18 protein-coding genes are annotated in these 19,305 nt (G+C 34.8%); 6 read left to right on the forward strand and 12 right to left on the reverse strand.

From position 1 onward, the window contains the following. Positions 1 to 74: 74 nt before the first annotated feature. A complete protein-coding gene (gene fabG / locus EKM03_RS08325; RefSeq protein ID WP_126459494.1) occupies positions 75 to 821 on the reverse strand; it encodes a 3-oxoacyl-[acyl-carrier-protein] reductase in 747 nt (248 codons plus the stop codon). Between the two features lie 394 nt (positions 822 to 1,215). Here fabG and EKM03_RS08330 point away from each other — a divergent pair, with 394 nt between their 5' ends. After that, positions 1,216 to 2,421: a cytochrome-c peroxidase gene (locus tag EKM03_RS08330; protein ID WP_126740171.1), complete on the forward strand. Its 1,206-nt coding sequence runs from the start codon at positions 1,216 to 1,218 to the stop codon at positions 2,419 to 2,421. Positions 2,422 to 2,454: 33 nt separating this feature from the next. Here EKM03_RS08330 and EKM03_RS08335 read toward each other — a convergent pair whose 3' ends face one another. The 10 genes from EKM03_RS08335 to EKM03_RS08380 form a co-directional block, all read right to left on the reverse strand. Continuing rightward, positions 2,455 to 2,877: a hypothetical protein gene (locus EKM03_RS08335; protein WP_126459488.1), complete on the reverse strand. Its 423-nt coding sequence runs from the start codon at positions 2,875 to 2,877 to the stop codon at positions 2,455 to 2,457. Between the two features lie 214 nt (positions 2,878 to 3,091). Then, on the reverse strand, positions 3,092 to 3,964 hold the full coding sequence (gene sucD / locus EKM03_RS08340; protein ID WP_126451553.1) for a succinate--CoA ligase subunit alpha: 873 nt from the start codon (positions 3,962 to 3,964) through the stop codon (positions 3,092 to 3,094). Positions 3,965 to 4,058: 94 nt separating this feature from the next. Then, on the reverse strand, positions 4,059 to 4,421 hold the full coding sequence (locus EKM03_RS08345) for a nuclear transport factor 2 family protein (RefSeq protein WP_126451552.1): 363 nt from the start codon (positions 4,419 to 4,421) through the stop codon (positions 4,059 to 4,061). Between the two features lies 1 nt (position 4,422). Next, the gene (locus EKM03_RS08350) at positions 4,423 to 5,352 is read right to left on the reverse strand and encodes a UDP-3-O-(3-hydroxymyristoyl)glucosamine N-acyltransferase (RefSeq protein WP_126459485.1); all 930 of its coding nucleotides are present in this window, start codon (positions 5,350 to 5,352) and stop codon (positions 4,423 to 4,425) included. Between the two features lie 87 nt (positions 5,353 to 5,439). Continuing rightward, positions 5,440 to 6,006: an elongation factor P gene (efp, locus tag EKM03_RS08355; protein ID WP_126459482.1), complete on the reverse strand. Its 567-nt coding sequence runs from the start codon at positions 6,004 to 6,006 to the stop codon at positions 5,440 to 5,442. A 30-nt stretch (positions 6,007 to 6,036) separates the two neighbouring features. Beyond that, positions 6,037 to 6,822: an acyl-ACP--UDP-N-acetylglucosamine O-acyltransferase gene (lpxA, locus tag EKM03_RS08360; protein WP_126451549.1), complete on the reverse strand. Its 786-nt coding sequence runs from the start codon at positions 6,820 to 6,822 to the stop codon at positions 6,037 to 6,039. A 70-nt stretch (positions 6,823 to 6,892) separates the two neighbouring features. Continuing rightward, entirely contained in the window at positions 6,893 to 8,281 is a 1,389-nt protein-coding gene (locus tag EKM03_RS08365) for a bifunctional UDP-3-O-[3-hydroxymyristoyl] N-acetylglucosamine deacetylase/3-hydroxyacyl-ACP dehydratase (RefSeq protein ID WP_126460118.1), read from the reverse strand. After that, positions 8,274 to 9,317, reverse strand: a complete 1,044-nt coding sequence (gene lpxD, locus EKM03_RS08370; RefSeq protein ID WP_126451547.1) for a UDP-3-O-(3-hydroxymyristoyl)glucosamine N-acyltransferase — start codon at positions 9,315 to 9,317, stop codon at positions 8,274 to 8,276. The genes EKM03_RS08365 and lpxD overlap by 8 nt, the downstream gene beginning before the upstream one ends. A gap of 39 nt (positions 9,318 to 9,356) precedes the next feature. Next, positions 9,357 to 10,586, reverse strand: coding sequence for an HD domain-containing protein (locus tag EKM03_RS08375; protein WP_126561550.1), 1,230 nt, complete (start codon positions 10,584 to 10,586; stop codon positions 9,357 to 9,359). A 119-nt stretch (positions 10,587 to 10,705) separates the two neighbouring features. Then, entirely contained in the window at positions 10,706 to 11,500 is a 795-nt protein-coding gene (locus EKM03_RS08380) for a DUF1080 domain-containing protein (protein ID WP_126767341.1), read from the reverse strand. 235 nt (positions 11,501 to 11,735) lie between these two features. Here EKM03_RS08380 and EKM03_RS08385 point away from each other — a divergent pair, with 235 nt between their 5' ends. The 4 genes from EKM03_RS08385 to EKM03_RS08400 are packed head-to-tail and all read left to right on the forward strand — an operon-like array spanning position 11,736 to position 17,971. After that, entirely contained in the window at positions 11,736 to 12,245 is a 510-nt protein-coding gene (locus tag EKM03_RS08385; protein ID WP_126553340.1) for a GbsR/MarR family transcriptional regulator, read from the forward strand. Between the two features lie 13 nt (positions 12,246 to 12,258). Next, positions 12,259 to 13,365, forward strand: coding sequence for an efflux RND transporter periplasmic adaptor subunit (locus EKM03_RS08390; protein ID WP_126561549.1), 1,107 nt, complete (start codon positions 12,259 to 12,261; stop codon positions 13,363 to 13,365). A 33-nt stretch (positions 13,366 to 13,398) separates the two neighbouring features. Further along, positions 13,399 to 16,569: an efflux RND transporter permease subunit gene (locus EKM03_RS08395; RefSeq protein ID WP_126740172.1), complete on the forward strand. Its 3,171-nt coding sequence runs from the start codon at positions 13,399 to 13,401 to the stop codon at positions 16,567 to 16,569. Then, positions 16,559 to 17,971 carry an efflux transporter outer membrane subunit gene (locus tag EKM03_RS08400; RefSeq protein ID WP_126740173.1) on the forward strand — a complete coding sequence of 471 codons (1,413 nt, stop codon included), beginning with the start codon at positions 16,559 to 16,561 and terminating at the stop codon, positions 17,969 to 17,971. Before EKM03_RS08395 ends, EKM03_RS08400 begins: the two co-directional genes overlap by 11 nt. Positions 17,972 to 18,084: 113 nt before the next feature. Here the strand turns inward: EKM03_RS08400 and EKM03_RS08405 are convergent, their stop codons facing one another. Then, positions 18,085 to 18,411: a hypothetical protein gene (locus EKM03_RS08405; RefSeq protein WP_126576185.1), complete on the reverse strand. Its 327-nt coding sequence runs from the start codon at positions 18,409 to 18,411 to the stop codon at positions 18,085 to 18,087. A 359-nt stretch (positions 18,412 to 18,770) separates the two neighbouring features. On the opposite strand from EKM03_RS08405, the gene EKM03_RS08410 reads away from it, so the two are divergent. Next, positions 18,771 to 19,238 (forward strand): (2Fe-2S)-binding protein, encoded by a 468-nt coding sequence (locus EKM03_RS08410; protein WP_126459461.1) that lies wholly within the window; start codon positions 18,771 to 18,773, stop codon positions 19,236 to 19,238. The last annotated feature ends 67 nt before the right edge of the window (positions 19,239 to 19,305 follow it).

Raw genomic sequence — 19,305 nt, forward strand, 5'->3', positions numbered from 1 at the left:
TTTAATGATTAAAAATTAATTACGTAGTTCAAAAATCTTTAAATCTTTGAATTTTACAATCTTTTAATTAAATTTTAGGTAAGCATTCCTCCGCAAACATTCATAACCTGTCCCGTTACATACGCACTCATATCCGAAGCAAAGAAAAGACACGCATTAGCAACATCTTCAGTAGTTCCGCCACGTTTCAAAGGAATTCCATCTCTCCATCCTTTTACAACATCTTCATTTAACTTAGCGGTCATTTCCGTTTCTATAAATCCCGGAGCAATTACATTACAACGAATGTTACGAGATCCTAATTCCAATGCTACAGATTTAGAAAAACCAATAACTCCCGCTTTAGAAGCCGCATAATTCGTTTGTCCTGCATTTCCTTTCACTCCTACTACTGAACTCATATTGATAATTGAACCTGAACGTTGTTTCAAGAAAGTACGTTGAATGGCTTTAGTCATATTAAAAACCGATTTCAGGTTAACATCAATTACTTGATCAAAATCGCCTTCAGACATTCGCATCAATAGGTTGTCTTTAGTAATTCCGGCATTGTTTATCAGAATATCGACTGTTCCGAATTCAGCTAAAACCGCGTCTACAAGAGTTTGTGCTTCATTAAAATCGGCTGCATTTGATTGATATCCTTTGGCTTTAATCCCTAAAGCGTTCAATTCATTTTCAAGAGCCAAAGCTGATTCAACAGATGAACTGTACGTAAAAGCAACATTTGCCCCATTTTTAGCAAAAACTTCTGCAATTCCTTTACCAATTCCACGGCTTGCGCCAGTAATTATAACAACCTTTCCTTCTAGTAATTTCATGTTCTAAAATTAATTTAATATTTATTTGAAGCTATTCCTGCTATCCGTTTCAATCTTTTTCTCTTGTTCTCCTCCTCGCTTTTCAAACGAAATCGAACTGACAAGAAAAAGGATTTCCACTTCTATCAGGGCTAATTTACACTTGTCAAATATAGCAATAATTGTGGGTTGAAAAAAAAATACATCTTCAATTAAACCTTTTATAAAAAAAATTGTCCTAAAACTAAGTAAAACTGTTTGACATGATTAAAGCTTCAAAATGTTTAGATGTAATCATAATAAAATTACTAGATTTGAAATTGACTCTAATTATAAAAAAAAGTAAAAAAACAATCTAAAATACAAGAAACCCAAATAGAATCAACGACTTCATTTTTTAACTTAACCAATTGATATGAACAAGATCTCTTCCTTATTATTTTTTGTAGGATTACTCGTTTTTACAGCTTGTAGCAAAAATGAAAGCAATGAAACAACTGTGATTGCCGATTCCTATCCCAATGTGACTGCTACTTTTCCTGGTAAAATTGATTTAAATAATTTGAGTAATTATGCTAACCAAATTATCCCTTCTTACATAACTAAAGATAACACTGCAGGAAATCCAGTAACTGACAAAGGAGCAACATTAGGTCGGGTTCTATTTTATGATAAAAACTTATCCTCAAATAACACAATTTCCTGTTCTTCCTGCCACATTCAAGCAAATGCTTTTGGAGATGTGGCTATTGCCAGCGACGGAATAAACGGAAAGACCACCAGACATTCTATGAGATTGGTGAATTCTAGATTTTCAAGAGAAAACAAGTTTTTTTGGGACGAACGAGCAACCACATTAGAGTTACAAACGACACAACCTATTCAAAATCACATTGAAATGGGTTTTAGCGGAACCTTAGGTGATGCAAACTTGATAGTACTAATTTCAAAATTGCAAAACATTGGGTATTACAAAGAATTGTTTAAATATACGTATGGCTCTGAAATCATTACTGAAAGCAAGATTCAGCTGGCTTTGGCGCAATTTATTAGAAGCATCCAATCCTTTGATTCTAAATATGATGCTGGAAGGGTATTAGTTGCAAACGACGGCCAACCCTTCACCAACTTTACGACACAAGAAAATCAAGGTAAAAATTTGTTCCTGGCGCCTCCGGTTTTTGACGCAACCGGAAACAGAACTTCTGGAGGAGTAGGATGTGCAGTTTGCCATGCCGCACCTGAATTTGACATTGATCCCAATACAAAAAACAATGGTATTATAGGTGTTTTAAACGCCCCGGGAATTGACATCACAAACACAAGAGCACCTTCATTGAGAGATCTGGTAAAACCAAACGGAAGTTCTAATGGTTTATTTATGCATACGGGAAATTTAACAACACTACAAAATGTTATTGGGCATTATGGAAGTATCAATTTAGCTCCCGGAAATACAAATTTGGATCCAAGATTAGCGCCAAATGGTTTTGGGCAAAAATTAAATCTTACTGCTCCCGAAGTTAATGCTCTTGTCGCTTTTATTCAAACATTATCAGGAACTAATGTATATGTAGATACAAAATGGTCGACACCATTTAATAAAAAAAGCCCCAAATAGGAGCTTTTAAATTATTTAAAAAAACGGATTGTATTAAAAAGCTACATTCCATTTTGGTAATCTTCCATTTTCGTCTAGAAAGTTTTGTAAAACTTGTCCTTCTACGAATGTTGGAATCACTTTAGTTTTATCGTTGAATGTCTCATACCAAACCACTTCTAGCGTGCTGATCTCTTCAATTTTCATTTGCGCTGGCCAAGAATATTTTCTTCCTGTTTTAGCAAATTGGTGTCCTTCAACAATTTTTTCTTTTAGACCACCGTTTTTAATTTTCAAAGTTCCGTTATTTTGGACAGTTCCGGTAGAACCCACCATAATCAACTCTTTCTCTTCTGCTACGGCATATACTAAAAATATTCCAGATCCTTCTGAAGCATTACAAACTTCGGCTAAACTATCTTCTGTAGTGAATGAAAACTGATTGGTAACTTTGAATTTTTTTAACTCTTTATACATTTTTTTTATTTTAATTTGAATTGGCTTTAGCAAAAAAATACCCCACAAAATCGTGAAGTCCATTAGAAACCATTCGTTTATGTTTACTTTTATTAGGATTACATCTGAAAAACAGATTTATTTAATAAAGTGCAAAGATATTTCTTTAATTGAATTTATAATAAAAAAGCCCCACAAAATGTGAGGCTTTTAAAATATTTAATTAGAGTTTAGATTAACCTAAAACTTCTTTTACTTTTTTACCAATTTCCGCTGGAGAATCTACTACGTGAATACCACATTCTCGCATGATTTGCTTTTTTGCTTCAGCAGTATCGTCAGATCCACCTACGATTGCACCTGCATGTCCCATTGTGCGTCCTACTGGAGCGGTAACTCCTGCAATGAATCCTACAACTGGTTTACGGTTACCATCTGCTTTGATCCAGTGAGCTGCATCCGCTTCTAATTGTCCGCCAATTTCACCTATCATTACAATACATTCTGTTTCTGGATCGTTCATTAATAATTCAACAGCTTCTTTTGTTGTAGTTCCAATGATTGGGTCTCCACCAATACCAATAGCGGTAGTGATTCCTAATCCTTGCTTAACTACTTGATCCGCTGCCTCATAGGTTAATGTTCCCGATTTAGAAACAATACCAACAGTTCCTTTTTTGAAAACGAAACCTGGCATAATACCAACTTTAGCTTCACCCGGAGTAATTATTCCTGGGCAGTTAGGTCCTATTAGACGAGCATTTCTTTCTTTTACGTAACTATTTGCTTTTATCATGTCAGCCACAGGTATTCCTTCAGTAATTGCAATAATTACTTTTATACCTGCATCTGCAGCTTCCATTATTGCATCAGCAGCAAAAGCCGGTGGAACAAAAATGATAGTTGTATCAGCTCCTGCTTGTTCTACAGCATCTTTTACAGTATTGAAAACGGGTCTGTCTAAGTGAGTTGTTCCTCCTTTTCCTGGAGTTACGCCACCAACAACGTTAGTACCGTACTCAATCATTTGAGAAGCATGGAAAGTTCCTTCACTTCCTGTAAAACCTTGAACAATTATTTTGGAATCTTTATTAACTAAAACACTCATGATATATTTTTTATGTAGTTTTTAAAATTGTTATGCAAAAGTATAAAATAGTAAGCAGTAATCAGTGTTCAGTGTTCAGTTTTTTGACACTAAATTAGGATAATTGACTCATTTGATACCCTCTGTATAATTTATTGTCTTTTATTTCCCAAATAGCTATAAAATGTGCTAATAACATCTCTTCTCTAGGATTTTCAATTGTTTTGACAAAATGAGAATAGCGCACGGAAATTAAATTATTTTCACCAATAATATGGCTTATTCGAACTTTAGAACGAACATACGCTTTGCTTAAATCATTAGATAAATTTAATAAAGAATTATAATCCAACTGAATGAATCCTTTGCTGCTATTCCATTCTACTATTACTTCCGGGTGCAAATAATCTTTGATGACTTCGCTGTCGATTAAAGCATCTGATTTATAAAATTGTTGAACGATTTCTTTTGCAGACATATTATTTTAGTTTAGTAAGAATTTCTGGTATCTTTTTAATATTGGCCAGTTGCTTCAATTTTTCTCTTGATTCCTCAATTGGCGTTCCAAAATAGGATTTACCTCCTTCTACTGATTTTGTAACTCCGGTTTGTCCTAGAATAACAGCCTTTGCTCCTATTGTGATTCCGCTGGTAGTTCCTACTTGTCCCCATATTGTAACTTCATCTTCTATAATAACGCATCCGGCAATTCCGGTTTGTGAAGCAATTAAACATTTTTTCCCAATCACGGTGTCATGACCTACATGCACCTGATTGTCAATTTTTGTGCCTTCACCAATAATAGTATCGCCAGTAACACCTTTGTCAATTGTACAAAGCGCTCCAATTCCCACATTGTCTTTGATGACCACTCTTCCGCCGGAAAGTAATTGATCGTATCCTTCGGGACGTTTTTTATAGTAAAAAGCATCGGCACCCAAAATTGTTCCTGCGTGAATGATTACATTATCACCAATTACGGTATAATCATAAATAGAAACATTAGAATGTATCACACAATTTTCTCCAATGACAACATGATTTCCAATAAATGTATTGGGCTGTATTACAGTTCCTTCACCTATTGAAGCTGAAGCAGCTATTGAAACATTTGAATACTGAAAAGGTTTAAAGTGTTTTGTTAATGTGTTGAAATCCCTAAACGGATCATTAGAAATAAGTAATGCTTTTCCATCAGGACAAGCTACATTTTTATTGATTAAAACTATAGTTGCCGCTGAGTTTAACGCTTTATCATAATACTTAGGATGATCTACAAAAACAATATCACCAGATTCGACAACATGAATTTCATTCATTCCCAAAACAGGAAAATTAGCATCACCAACATATTCACAGTCGATGATAGTTGCAATTTCTTCTAAAGTATATACTTTTTGGAATTTCATTTTTTCATTTCTTTAGTCTCAGTTTTCAGTACCAGTTTTAATTCTTTACAACTCGAATTATCTACTGATACTGAAAACCTATAAAAACTACTCCTTTACACGTTCCATATAAGAACCTGATGCAGTATCTATTTTAATTTTATCTCCTTCATTGATAAACAAAGGTACATTTACAGTGGCTCCTGTTTCAACAGTTGCTGATTTTGTTGCATTTGTAGCAGTATTTCCTTTGATACCTGGTTCCGCATAAGTCACTTCAAGAATTACAGATGCCGGCATATCTACAGAAAGAGGTAAATCAGTCTCTGTATTGATACTTACCATTACATTTTCGCCTTCTTTTAATAATCCTGGGGAATCCAAAATATTTTTATTCAAGGAAATTTGCTCAAAGGTTTCTGTATTCATAAAATGGAATTCATCACCTTCCGGATACAAATATTGAAATTTATGATTTTCAACTCGAACTTCCTCAATTTTATGACCCGCAGAAAAAGTGTTATCCAATACTTTTCCGTTTGTTAAACTTCTTAATTTAGTTCTAACGAAAGCTGGTCCTTTTCCTGGTTTTACATGAAGAAATTCAATTATTTTGTAGATATCGTTGTTGTATTTAATACACAATCCGTTTTTAATGTCTGATGTAGATGCCATTTTTATTTTTATTTGTTGATTTGTTGATTCTTAATAATTTCCTGAATAGCCTTTCATTACACCTCTTGAGGAGTTTCGAATAAAATCAATGATTTCATCTCTTTCCGGCGTGGCCTCCATTTCAGCTTCAATAATACCCAAAGCTTGCGTGGTATTATAATTTTTTTGGTACAGAATTCTGTAAATATCTTGAATTTCTCTGATTTTTTCTGTTGTAAAACCACGTCTTCTTAATCCCACAGAATTAATACCTACATACGACAAAGGTTCTTTTGCGGCTTTGGTAAACGGGGGAACATCTTTTCTTACTAAGGATCCACCAGAAATCATGGCATGATCTCCAATATGGATAAATTGATGAATGGCAGCCAATCCTCCAATAACGGCATATTTACCAACGGTTACATGACCAGCCAGAGCGACTCCGTTTACAATAATAGCATTATCACCTATGTGACAATCGTGGGCAATATGCGCCGTTGCCATTACCAAACAATTATTACCTAAGGTAGTCTGTCCGGAGGCTATTGTTCCCCTATTGATGGTCACACATTCTCTTATGGTACAATTATCTCCAATAATTGCTAAAGAATCTTCTCCGCCAAATTTTAAATCCTGTGGAACTGCTGAAATTACTGCACCAGGGAATATATTACAATTTTTTCCTATTCTTGCGCCTTCCATTATGGTAACGTTAGATCCTATCCAAGTGCCATCCCCAATAACTACATTATTATGGATGGTTGTAAACGGTTCAATGACAACATTCTTGGCGATTTTAGCGCCGGGATGAACATATGCTAGTGGTTGATTCATATTCTTTGTTTAATCGTTTAACTGTTTAATCGATTAACCGAATACACGATTAACCAAATCAACAAAAAAATTACTGTTTCTTAGCAATTTGGGCCATCAATTCTGCTTCAGCAACCAGTTTTCCATTTGCATACGCATTTGCTTGCATATGACAAATACCTCGTCGGATTGGCGTAATTAAATCGCATTTAAAAATCAAAGTATCGCCTGGTAATACTTTGTGTTTAAATTTAACATTATCTATTTTCATAAAATAAGTCAAATAGTTCTCCGGATCCGGAACCGTGCTTAAAACAAGAATCCCTCCTGTTTGCGCCATGGCCTCCACAATTAAAACACCTGGCATAACCGGAGCTTCAGGAAAATGACCTACAAAAAAGTTTTCGTTCATGGTTACATTTTTCATTCCAACCACATGAGTTTCTGACATTTCGATAATTCTGTCAATCAATAAAAATGGGGGTCTATGAGGCAGAACTGCCATGATTTTATGAATGTCCATCAATGGTTCCTGATGTAAATCAAAAACAGGAACATAATTTCGTTGTTCAATTTTTATGATTTTAGCCATTTTCTTCGCAAATTGTGTATTGACAAAATGTCCTGGTTTGTTAGCTATTACCTTACCTTGTATTTTAGTTCCAATTAAAGCTAAATCACCTATTACATCAAGTAGTTTGTGTCTTGCCGCTTCATTCGGATAATGCAAAGTCAGATTGTCTAAAATACCATTTGGTTTAACCGTTATTTGCTCTTTTCCAAAAGCGAGTTTCAAACTTTCCATTGTAGTGGCTGATATTTCTTTATCAACATACACGATAGCATTATTTAAATCACCTCCTTTTATCAAACCGTTCTCTAAAAGAGATTCTAATTCATGCAAGAAACTGAAGGTTCTTGACTCAGATATCTCCGTTTTGAAATCAGAAATATTTTTCATAGTCGCATTTTGAGTTCCTAAAATTTTAGTCCCAAAATCAACCATTGCAGTAACGCAGTAATAATCACTTGGCATCACTAAAATTTCGCTGCCTGTGGCTTCATCAGTAAATGAAATAACTTCTTTTACTATATATACATTCCTTTTTGCACTTTGTTCTTCGATACCCGCTTTTTCAAGAGCTTCAACAAAGAATTTAGAGGAGCCATCCATTATTGGTAGTTCAGAAGCATTCAATTCTATGATGACATTATCTAAGTCACAACCCGTCAATGCCGCTAAAACATGTTCTGGTGTTTGAATTTTTACCCCTAACTTTTCTAAATTGGTTCCTCTTTGTGTATTTACTACATAATTTGCATCAGCTTCCACAATAGGTTGTCCCTCTAGATCTACACGAACAAAAGTAAAACCATTATTGACTGGAGCAGGTTTAAAAGTCATTTTCACTTCTTTACCTGTGTGTAATCCAACTCCAGTTAGAGAGATTTCTGTTTTGATGGTCTTCTGTTTAACCATTTTTTCCATTTTTTTGGTTTAAAATTTGTTTTTTTAATTCTTCGATTTCTGCAACAATTTTGGGTAAATTCTTGAAATGAACGTACGATTTACTAAAATCATTGTACCCAAATGCGGGACTTCCTTGTAAGATTTCATTATCTTTAATATTCCTTCCTACACCACATTGCGCTTGAATTCGTACATTATTGCCAATGGTTAGGTGTCCAGAAATTCCAACTTGGCCACCAATCATTCCGTTTTTGCCAATTTTAGTTGAACCCGCAACACCGGTTTGCGCCGCTATTACCGTATTCTCCCCAATTTCAACATTGTGCGCAATTTGAATTTGATTGTCCAGCTTCACGCCTTTTCGTATAATAGTTGAACCCATTGTGGCTCTATCTATTGTAGTACAAGACCCAATATCAACATTGTCTTCAATAATAACATTTCCTATTTGTGGGATTTTAGTGTAAGTTCCGTCTGGATTAGGTGCAAAACCAAAACCATCTGAACCTATTATAGCTCCGGAATGTATCGTACAGTTATTCCCTATTATGGTCTCTGAATAAATTTTTGCACCAGCAAATAGAATAACATTATCCCCTACTACTACATTATCACCCAGAAAACAATTGGGATAAATTTTTACGTTTTCTCCTAAAACGACATTTTGACCTACATAACTAAAACTCCCTAAATATAAACTTTCTCCATATTTAACGCTGTCCGAAAGGAAAGAGGGTTGTTCTATCCCACTTTTATTTAATTTTACCTGATTGTAAAATTCTAATAATTTAGAAAATGCGGAATACGCATCAATCACTTTAATCAAAGTTGTAGTAATTGGTGCCTCTGCTATAAAAGTATCATTAACAATTGTTACAGATGCTTTAGTAGAATAAATATAATTCTGATACTTGGGGTTTGACAAGAAAGTTAGTGATCCTTCGATGCCTTCTTCGATTTTTGATAATCTAGAAACTTCTGCCATGGGATTTCCTACAACTTCACCTTCTAAAATCCCTGCTATTTGTTCTGCTGTAAATTTCATCCCGACAAAAATATAAAAAATAGGTTTTAAATACTGAATTTATAACAGTTGTTTTGGAAAACATATGTAATATTTAGTAACGGATTTAGATAATGATTTCAAATTCAATTGATCAGAGGCATCCACAACGTCTTCAATTGTTTTGTCTTTATTCAAAATCCGTATGGGTTCTGCCTGTTTGCTGTAAGCCTGATTTTTTATTTTTCCTCTAAAAATAAAATAGTTTGTTTCTTGTAAAGAAATATGATGCTCTGCTGCAAAACGTTCTTTCAACGGCTGTAATTCTTCCAAAGTGACTTTTTCACTCGTTAATTTTATCTTTAATAAATCACGGTTTACAATCATTTTACTTAAGGAGGATAGCGTAAAGTCATCCTGTTGCTGCCATGATTTCAAAGCACTAATGATATCAAAATCATCTAATTGTGCAAATAAATCTAACCTCCCGGCATCAAATGTGTCCATCGTAACTTTATTTTCCATAAAAAAGAACAACGGCTTGCTGCAAGGCAACTGTACTCCTTTTAATGTCAATTCTTTAGCTCTTTTTAGGACTTTCGTCAAAATTAACTCGGCCACTAAACTGGTTTTGTGTAAATAAACCTGCCAGTACATTAATCGTCTGGACATCAAGAATTTTTCAACAGAATAAATTCCTTTTTCTTCAATAACCAAAACATCATCCGCAACATTCATCATTTGGATCAATCGTTCTGAATTGACATTGCCTTCTGAAACACCCGAATAAAAACTATCGCGTTTCAAATAATCCATACGATCCATATCCAATTGGCTCGAAATAAGTTGCAGCATAAATTTCCGGTCATATTCCCCCTTGAAAACCTGAATGGCTAGACTCAACTGGCCCTTGAATTCCACATTTAACTGATTCATGAACAATAAGGAAATTTCCTCATGATGTACATCCTCAACGATACTTCTTTCCATAGCATGCGAAAAAGGGCCATGTCCTACATCGTGTAACAAAATGGCAATATAGAGTGCATTTTCTTCTTCTGGAGATATTGAAACTCCCTTAAAACGCAATACATCAACCGCTTTTTGCATTAAATGCATACAACCTAAAGCATGATGAAAACGGGTATGATTGGCACCAGGATATACTAAATACGACAAGCCCATCTGGGAAATACGGCGCAAACGCTGAAAATAAGGATGCTGTATTAAATCGTAAATTAAGGCATTGGGTATGGTAATAAACCCATAAATGGGATCATTGAATATTTTTAGCTTATTGATTTGACTCACTATAAGTTTTTTTTAGGTCAACAAATATAAGTAATTTAGATTTCAAAAACAGAACAGTACTAATTGTGTTGTAGCGCTAAAAAAAACGGAGCGTTTTAGCACTCCGTTGGTATTTAATTTTATAGTTTTCTGATCCAAATATTTCGGAATTGATTTTTAGAATCATGATCCTGAAGCGAAATAACATCCTCTCCATGAGCCGAGGGATAATTATGCAAACCGATGTAAAGTGTCAACCCGTTTATTGTAGTATTATTTTGGACTAAAACACCATTTAAAAACACGGTAATTCTTGCCGGAGCATCAATTTTACCATCTGCTTTGAAGCGAGGTGCCGTATATATTACATCATAAGCATTCCATTCTAATGGTGTTTTCACGGCGTTTACTAAAGGTGGATGATCTTTATAAATACTTCCGGCCTGGCCATTACTATAGGTTCTATTATTATAGGAATCTAATATTTGTAATTCATATCTGTTTTGGAAAAATACGCCACTGTTTCCTCTTGCCTGTCCCCCATCTAAAACAACATCCGGCGCGCTCCATTCCAGGTGCAGTTGACAATCCCCAAAAACCATTTTAGTTTGAATGGCTCCGGTACCCGGAACAACTTCCATGTAATCTTGATCAACAATTTTCCATCCTGCCGGTTTATTTATATCTTTCTGGCTCACCCATTGTGCTAAATTTTTACCGTCAAATAAAATAATCGCATCCGAAGGCGCATTTCCAAGGGTTTTAGCCGGGGTAATACCTTTTACTTCTGGTTCCCAAATTTCAGTCATTTCTGGTTTCATTGACATTGGGGAAACCTCTGGCGGAGTGTTCACATAGTTGTGTTGCGCCATAACTGCTGTTGCAGAGAATAAAGAAATCATTAATAAAGAGTTCTTGAAGTTTTTAGATTTCATAGTAAAATTCATTTGGTTTAATAAAATATGGATAAATGTTCACTTTTCAATATTAAGCATTTTTTTTTCACCAACTAACTTTTAATCTAATTATAACTAAATGAGGAATAAACTTTAGATTTTTATTGTAGAAGCAGTAACTTCATTAACTACAATTTGTTAAATAAATTAACATAGATTTAAGTTCGCTTAGTTCGGTAAATGCCGAACTAAATAGTACTTTTGCAAAAAAATTATGAACAATATTCCTAAAGAAAGAGAAGAACTTATAGAAATGTTCGGAATTCATTTTGAGTTACTGTATAATTTATCTCCGCTTGGCTCCAGAATTCTGGGACTATTAATAATTGATGGCTGCAAAAAAGGATTAACCTTTGAAGAAATAGTTGAAAAACTGGGCGCCAGTAAAAGTTCGATTTCTACAAACTTGAATCTGCTGCTAAAAATGGACAAAATAAATTATTATACGTTAACTGGTGATCGAAAAAAATATTTCAAATCCAGTCCATTTAGCGAAAGACTGACTAATTATCTAAAAATACTTGATTTTGAAAAACAAATAATCGAAAAATTGCAAGCGTACCGTGAAAAAAACATTTCATGTCCTGAAGAGCAGTGCAATCTGGAAAATACAAAAGCATACAAAAAACATGTAATAGAAGTCGAAGAATTATTGATTAAAACCATCCATAAATTCAAAGAAATAGAAAATAACAATAGTAAAATAATAATTAATCAATTTTAGTAAATAGTCCCAGATGAAAAAAAAATATTTTATAAGTGTAATTTTATTATCAATAAGCTTGCTCTCCTGCAAAAAAGAAACGGCTCAAACGGCTCCTTCTGTTATGTCCTACAAAGTGGTTGAGATAGCAACCTCTAATACAACTTTATTAGCTGAATATCCTGCGAGTTTAGAAGGCGTTACCGATATAGATATTCGTCCAAAAGTAGATGGATATATTCAAAAAATATATGTACAAGAAGGACAAGAAGTTAAAAAAGGGCAATTGCTTTTTAAATTAGAGACTCAAACAGCAACCCAGGAAGCTGGCGCTGCAAAAGCAAAAGTTGCGGCTGCTCAAGTGGAGGTAAATCGTTTAATCCCTTTGGTAGAGCGTGACATCATCAGTGATGTGCAATTAGAAACGGCTAAAGCAAATTTAGCTAGTGCTAAAAGCACGTATCAAAGTATCGTTGCCAGAATTAATTATGCTACTATAAAAAGTCCTGTTAACGGAATTGTAGGAACTTTACCTTTAAGACTTGGAAGTTATGTAAGCAGCCAAACTGTTGAACCTTTAACCCGAATTTCGGATGTGAGCACGATTTATGCCTATTTTTCAGTAAATGAAAAAGAACAATTGGATATCATGATGAATACTCCAGGAAAGTCATTTCAAGAAAAAATAAACAAAATGGAAGCGGTAAATTTAATTTTAAGCAATGGGATGCAATATGAACAAAAGGGTAAAATTGAAACCTTTAGCGGACAAGCCAACACACAAACAGGATCGTTTAATGTACGAGCACGTTTTACAAACGGAAACAAATTGTTGCGTTCTGGAGAAAGTGGAACGATACAAATCCCTACACATTTAGAGGATGTTATTGTCATTCCTCAAAATGCAACATTAGAATTACAAGACAAACGCATTGCACTTGTTGTGGATAAAAACAACAAAGTGCAAGCAATCCCAATTGAAGTTCGCGCAATTCCTGGAGGTCAATTTTTTGTAGTGGATAGCGGATTAAATGTAAACGATAAAATACTTGTTGAAGGAGTGGGGATAGTAACTGAAGGAACCCTCATTAAGGCTGAAATTATTGATTTTAAAACTATCATCAATCCAACAAAAAAGTAATTCAGAAACTAATTATTGAATAAATAACAAAATATGTTTTCAAAATTCATTGACAGACCGGTATTGTCAACGGTGATCTCTATTATCATCGTAATTTTAGGAGTTTTAGGGTTAATCTCACTCCCTGTCTCACAATATCCAGAAATAGCGCCACCTACGGTAACCGTAGCAGCAAACTATCAAGGCGCCAGTTCCGAAGTTGTAATGAGCTCGGTAGTAATTCCATTAGAAGAACAAATCAACGGTGTTGAAGACATGACTTACATGACTTCTACATCAAATAATGACGGTTCAGCAGCTATTAATATTTACTTTAAATTAGGTACAAATCCAGATTTAGCAGCTGTGAATGTGCAAAATCGTGTTTCACGTGCTACACCTTTGTTGCCTCAGGAAGTTACAAGAGCCGGTGTAACAACTTCAAAGAGACAAAGCGACAATATTTTGATTTTATCTTTATACAGCGACAACCCGGATTATGATGATACTTTCCTTCAAAATTATGCTAACATCAATATTTTACCAAAAATAAAACGTGTAGCAGGAGTTGGAGAAGCAATGATTTTTGGACAAAAAGACTACTCGATGCGTATTTGGCTTAAGCCAGATGTAATGGGAGCTTATGGACTTGTTCCTTCGGATATTACAGCTTTATTGGCTGAGCAGAATATTGAAGCCGCTCCCGGTCAGTTAGGTGAAAGTAGTGACCAATCTTTTCAATATACATTAAAATACAAAGGGCGTCTGCAAGATGTAAAAGAGTTCGAAGAAATTATTATCCGTTCAACCCAAAACGGAGAAATCCTTAAATTAGGGGATGTTGCAAAAATTGAATTGGGGGCTGTAAATTACGCCAGTAATGCGTACACAAATGGAAACAAATCTATTGCAATTGCTATTGCACAAACTGCAGGATCAAATGCACAAGAAGTAATTGAAGGTTCCTTAAAAGTGTTAAATGAAGCGGAAGTAAATTTCCCGAAAGGGGTAAAATATGCCACCTTAATTAATGCAAATGACTTCTTAGAAGAATCTATCACTAAAGTGATCTATACTTTGATTGAAGCCTTTTTATTGGTTTTTATTGTGGTTTTTATCTTCTTACAAGACTGGAGATCTACCCTTATACCAGCAATATCCGTACCTGTTGCAATTGTAGGTACTTTCTTTTTCCTAAGTTTATTTGGCTTTACCATTAATTTATTAACTCTTTTTGCCTTAGTATTGGCCGTGGGAATTGTGGTCGATGATGCCATTGTAGTAGTTGAAGCCGTCCATGCCAAAATGGAAGCTGGGGAACATGATCCCAAAAAAGCAGCTCATAGTGCCATGCAAGATATTAGTAGTGCAATTATTTCTATTACACTTGTTATGTCAGCGGTATTTATTCCTGTTTCTTTTATTAGTGGTTCAGCTGGCGTTTTCTACAAGCAGTTTGGAATAACTTTGGCTGTTGCAATTGTATTATCAGCTATTAACGCCCTAACACTTTCTCCTGCTTTGTGTGCCATTTTCTTGAAAGAACACGATAAAAACTTAAAGAAAAAAGGTTTTGCAGAACGCTTTTATACGGCATTCAATGTTGGGTTTGAAACAACAACCGCTAAGTATAAAAGATCTGTTGAGTTTTTTATAAAACGTAAATGGTTGGCTTTTTTAGGAATTGCCATTTTTGCAGGGATTTTTATCTTATTATTAAATATTACGCCAAAGGCTTTTGTTCCGGGTGAGGATACAGGAGCAATTCTTTCTGACGTTTCTCTTCCGCCCGGCACTTCATTAGAAAGAACCGAGGAAGTATTATTGCAAATTGAAAATAAAGTAAAAGATATTCCTGAAATAAAAGAAGTACTTCGTATTTCAGGTCGTAGTTTAATAAGTGGTACAGGTAGTAATTACGGAATGGTAATTGTAAAATTAAAAACTTGGGCTGAACGTAAAGATGCGAATCAGGAAATAAATGCAGTAATAGCTGAATTGTTTAAGCGTACGGCTTCTGTTAAAGATGCAAAAGTCCTCTATTTTGCTCGCCCTACACTTGTTGGTTTTGGTTTTACCAATGGTTTTGAATTTCAATTACAAGATCAAAAAGGAGGAACAATTGAGGAGTTGGATGAAGTAAAAAGTAAATTTTTAGGAGCTTTAAATAGCCGTCCCGAAATCAAATATGCAACTACCTCTTTTTCTCCAAATTATCCGCAATACCGAATTGATTTGAATGTTGCTACCATAAAGAAATCAGGGTTAACTGTCACGGATGTTTTAGGCACTATGCAAGGATATTATGGTGGCGTTTATGCTTCTAATTTTAACAAATTTGGAAAACAATTTCGTGTAATTTACCAATCTGAACCCGAATTTAGAAGTAATCCCGAATCGTTAAATCAAGTATTGGTCAGAAATAATACTGGTCAGATGGCTCCTATTTCACAATTTGTGACTTTAGTAAAAGTATTTGGCCCTCAGGCAATAGAACGTTTCAATTTATTCACTTCTATAAAAGTCACAGGGGCTCCAAATGAAGGTTTCAGCTCAGGTGATGCCATTAAAGCAGTTGAAGAAGTGGCAAGTCAAACCTTACCTATTGGTTATGGTTATGAGTTTTCAGGAATGACTCGTGAGGAAATAAGTGCTGGCGGTCAAACATTGTATATTTTCCTATTGTGTTTGGTTTTTGTATATTTCTTGTTAGCCGCTCAATATGAGAGTTATATGTTGCCTTTTGCGGTATTAATTTCATTACCAATTGGTTTAGCAGGAGCATACTTATTTGCTTATTTTTTCAATGTGAGTGATAATATTTACCTACAAATAACACTTATTATGCTTATTGGATTACTCGCTAAGAACGCCATTTTAATCGTCGAGTTTTCTGTAGATTCCAGAAAAAAAGGAATGAGTATCACCCAAGCGGCTATTCATGGTGCAGTTGCTCGTTTACGTCCTATATTGATGACATCATTTGCATTTATTTTCGGATTATTGCCTTTGATGTTAGCTAAAGGAGCTGGAGCTGTTGGGAATAATGCTATTGGAACTGGAGCAATTGGCGGTATGTTAATAGGAACCATTTTTGGTATTTTTGTAATACCGGTATTGTTTATCGTTTTCCAAACCTTACAAGAAAAAATTTCTACAAAACCACTTCCGATAACAAATCAGGAAACTGATGTCGCACTTTTAAATAAAGAAAATGAAGAATAAGTTAATTAAAATAGCAGTAGTTGTTATAACCGCTACTGTAATGCAGTCGTGCTTTGTTGCTAAAAAATACGATAGGCCAGAATTAAAAACCGAAAATCTTTACAGAACTGAAGTTGTTTCAAATGATACCACTTCACTTGCTAATGTTGCTTGGGATGTCGTTTTTACCGATCCTCTTTTGCAAGGGTATATCAAAAAAGGGTTAAACAATAACCTGGATATCAGAATTGCAATGCAAAATATCCAAGCTGCCGAGGCTGCCATGCGACAGGGAAAAGCCGGGTATTTTCCAACACTTTCTGTAGGTGCCGACTGGACGCATCAAGAGCTTTCTAAAAACAGTCAATTAGGTGCCTTAATAAGTGGTGGTGGTGGTGCAACTAATGTAGATCAATACCTGTTTACAGGGAATCTTTCTTGGGAAGCAGACATTTGGGGAAAAATACGAAGCAACAAGCGCGCAGCAAATGCGGCCTATCTTCAAACTACAGCAGCGAATCAAGTGGTCAAAACACAATTAATTGCTACCCTTGCCGCAACCTATTATCAATTGCTTTCTGTTGACGCACAAATAAAATTAGCAGAACGAACCTTGATTAACAGAAATCAAAGTATTGAAACAATTGTAGCATTAAAGGCGGCAGGAAATGTTACCGAAGTTGGTGTGAAGCAAACCGAAGCGCAAAAATATGCTACCGAAATTATCCTTGCTGATTTAAAGAATAATAGTATCATTCTTGAAAACACGATGAGCATTCTTATGGGTGAAGCTTCTGCCAAAATTGAAAGAAGCACTTTTGAAACACAATCCTTACAACCAACCATTACACTTGGTGTACCTGCTACGTTACTAAGAAACAGACCTGACGTGATTGCAGCAGAATACAACTTTATTTCGAGTTTTGAGCAAACCAATGTAGCTAAAAGTAATTTTTATCCAACGTTAAAACTTACTGCAACAGGAGGACTTCAGAGTATTGATTTGAAAGAATGGTTTAGCGCTAATTCCCTTTTTGCTAATGTAATTACGGGGTTGACACAACCTATTTTTAATCAAAGACAGATTAAAACCAGATTTGAAATTGCAAAAGCAAATCAGGAAAAAGCCTATCTTCAGTTTGAGCAGTCTTTGTTGACCGCCGGAAAAGAAGTTTCGGATGCATTGGCACAATACAACAATGAAACCTACAAACTCACCGTGAGGGGAAAACAAGTAGCTGCATTGAATAAAGCCACTGATTATTCAGATGAATTATTGACGTACGGACTAGCGAATTATTTAGAAGTTTTAACTGTAAAAGACAATGCTTTGAATGCAGAATTAAGCTTGATAGACAATAAATTCCAACAATACAAAGCCATAATTCAATTGTACAGAGCCCTTGGTGGGGGCTGGCAATAAGACTTACTTGATTAATTAGAATTGATTTCTGTTAGTTCCAGAACCACTGTTTATTGTATAAGCAGTGGTTTTGTCTTTTAATTCGGATTCCAATATTTAAGTAGTGGACTTTCTCAGTGAAAGAGTAAAGTATAAAAAAATACAAACCCAAACGTAAGAAGCGTAATTAATACGAATCCAAAGAACATACTTCTTTGTGACTCAATTACTGGTTTGTTGTCTTTGTATAAACTCATCACCACTCCATTAGCACCGTACCCAAAAATAAATTTACAGGCTACTTCTTGCTCATTTTCAATCATTTTAAAATGATGTGTAGCTCCGGTTATCGAATTTTTTTCCGAAACTACTTTTCCGTTCAATACGATAGTTTCTTTTGCCATAAAAGAATTAAAAACTTCTATCTTATTGTCTCCAAGAGTGATTGTTGTAAACTTCATTATTCAATTTGCTTTAGTATTTAATTACGTCCTTTCAAAGTATTATAAATCTCTGTTGTTGGGTAAAAGTATATAATTATTGAAGCAATAAACAGGACTGCACATTTAAATCAGAATTTTAAGGAATAAAACCATAATATAAACCTCAAAAATGTACTTATTATCTCATTGTCAGATGCAACCCCTATTTTTACAATAGTAAAAGTGAGTTGAGAATCATAATACAGTATTTACTTTTCGTTAAATTTAGTGTTAATATTAGAAAACCTTTATTTTTTTTAGTAAGTTTAAACATTAGATATTTTTTTACCTATTTTCAGGAAACTGTCTATTGATCTTTAATCTAATTTCAAGTACTTATGATAACATTAAACGTAAATAATAAAACCTATCAAGTTGATGTAAGTCCGGACATGCCTCTACTATGGGTAGTAAGGGACACACTGGGCCTGACTGGAACAAAATTTGGTTGTGGTGTTGCACAGTGCGGAGCATGCGTGTTGCATCTTGATGGAGAAGCAGTTCGATCCTGCGTAACTAAAGTCAGCAGGGCCGAAGGAAAAAAAATAACCACAATTGAAGGCTTGTCTTTACATAATGACCACCCAGCGCAACTGGCATGGAATGAAATGGATGTACCCCAATGCGGATACTGCCATTCCGGCCAAATCATGTCAGCTGCAGTGTTATTGAGAGAAAATCCAAAACCGACTGATAAGGATATTGATGACGCGATGTCAGGAAATATTTGTCGATGCGGAACCTATCCTCGTGTAAGAAAAGCCATTCATTTAGCCGCACAATTACAAGAAAAAGATAAAAGATAAAAGATACTTCAATATACTAAATCAACTTTTTATAGGATATTCCTCTCTTAAAATAATCAATTTACTA

The organism is Flavobacterium sp. GSP6, assembly GCF_003984855.1.
Taxonomy (GTDB): Bacteria; Bacteroidota; Bacteroidia; order Flavobacteriales; family Flavobacteriaceae; genus Flavobacterium.

Excerpts from the sequence above, each read along its gene's own strand:
- fabG (WP_126459494.1), bottom strand. The coding sequence starts at position 821 with ATGAAATTACTAGAAGGAAAGGTTGTTATAATTACTGGCGCAAGCCGT.
- EKM03_RS08330 (WP_126740171.1), top strand. The coding sequence starts at position 1,216 with ATGAACAAGATCTCTTCCTTATTATTTTTTGTAGGATTACTCGTTTTT.
- EKM03_RS08335 (WP_126459488.1), bottom strand. The coding sequence starts at position 2,877 with ATGTATAAAGAGTTAAAAAAATTCAAAGTTACCAATCAGTTTTCATTC.
- sucD (WP_126451553.1), bottom strand. The coding sequence starts at position 3,964 with ATGAGTGTTTTAGTTAATAAAGATTCCAAAATAATTGTTCAAGGTTTT.
- EKM03_RS08345 (WP_126451552.1), bottom strand. The coding sequence starts at position 4,421 with ATGTCTGCAAAAGAAATCGTTCAACAATTTTATAAATCAGATGCTTTA.
- EKM03_RS08350 (WP_126459485.1), bottom strand. The coding sequence starts at position 5,352 with ATGAAATTCCAAAAAGTATATACTTTAGAAGAAATTGCAACTATCATC.
- efp (WP_126459482.1), bottom strand. The coding sequence starts at position 6,006 with ATGGCATCTACATCAGACATTAAAAACGGATTGTGTATTAAATACAAC.
- lpxA (WP_126451549.1), bottom strand. The coding sequence starts at position 6,822 with ATGAATCAACCACTAGCATATGTTCATCCCGGCGCTAAAATCGCCAAG.
- EKM03_RS08365 (WP_126460118.1), bottom strand. The coding sequence starts at position 8,281 with ATGGTTAAACAGAAGACCATCAAAACAGAAATCTCTCTAACTGGAGTT.
- lpxD (WP_126451547.1), bottom strand. The coding sequence starts at position 9,317 with ATGAAATTTACAGCAGAACAAATAGCAGGGATTTTAGAAGGTGAAGTT.
- EKM03_RS08380 (WP_126767341.1), bottom strand. The coding sequence starts at position 11,500 with ATGAAATCTAAAAACTTCAAGAACTCTTTATTAATGATTTCTTTATTC.
- EKM03_RS08385 (WP_126553340.1), top strand. The coding sequence starts at position 11,736 with ATGAACAATATTCCTAAAGAAAGAGAAGAACTTATAGAAATGTTCGGA.
- EKM03_RS08390 (WP_126561549.1), top strand. The coding sequence starts at position 12,259 with ATGAAAAAAAAATATTTTATAAGTGTAATTTTATTATCAATAAGCTTG.
- EKM03_RS08395 (WP_126740172.1), top strand. The coding sequence starts at position 13,399 with ATGTTTTCAAAATTCATTGACAGACCGGTATTGTCAACGGTGATCTCT.
- EKM03_RS08400 (WP_126740173.1), top strand. The coding sequence starts at position 16,559 with ATGAAGAATAAGTTAATTAAAATAGCAGTAGTTGTTATAACCGCTACT.
- EKM03_RS08405 (WP_126576185.1), bottom strand. The coding sequence starts at position 18,411 with ATGAAGTTTACAACAATCACTCTTGGAGACAATAAGATAGAAGTTTTT.
- EKM03_RS08410 (WP_126459461.1), top strand. The coding sequence starts at position 18,771 with ATGATAACATTAAACGTAAATAATAAAACCTATCAAGTTGATGTAAGT.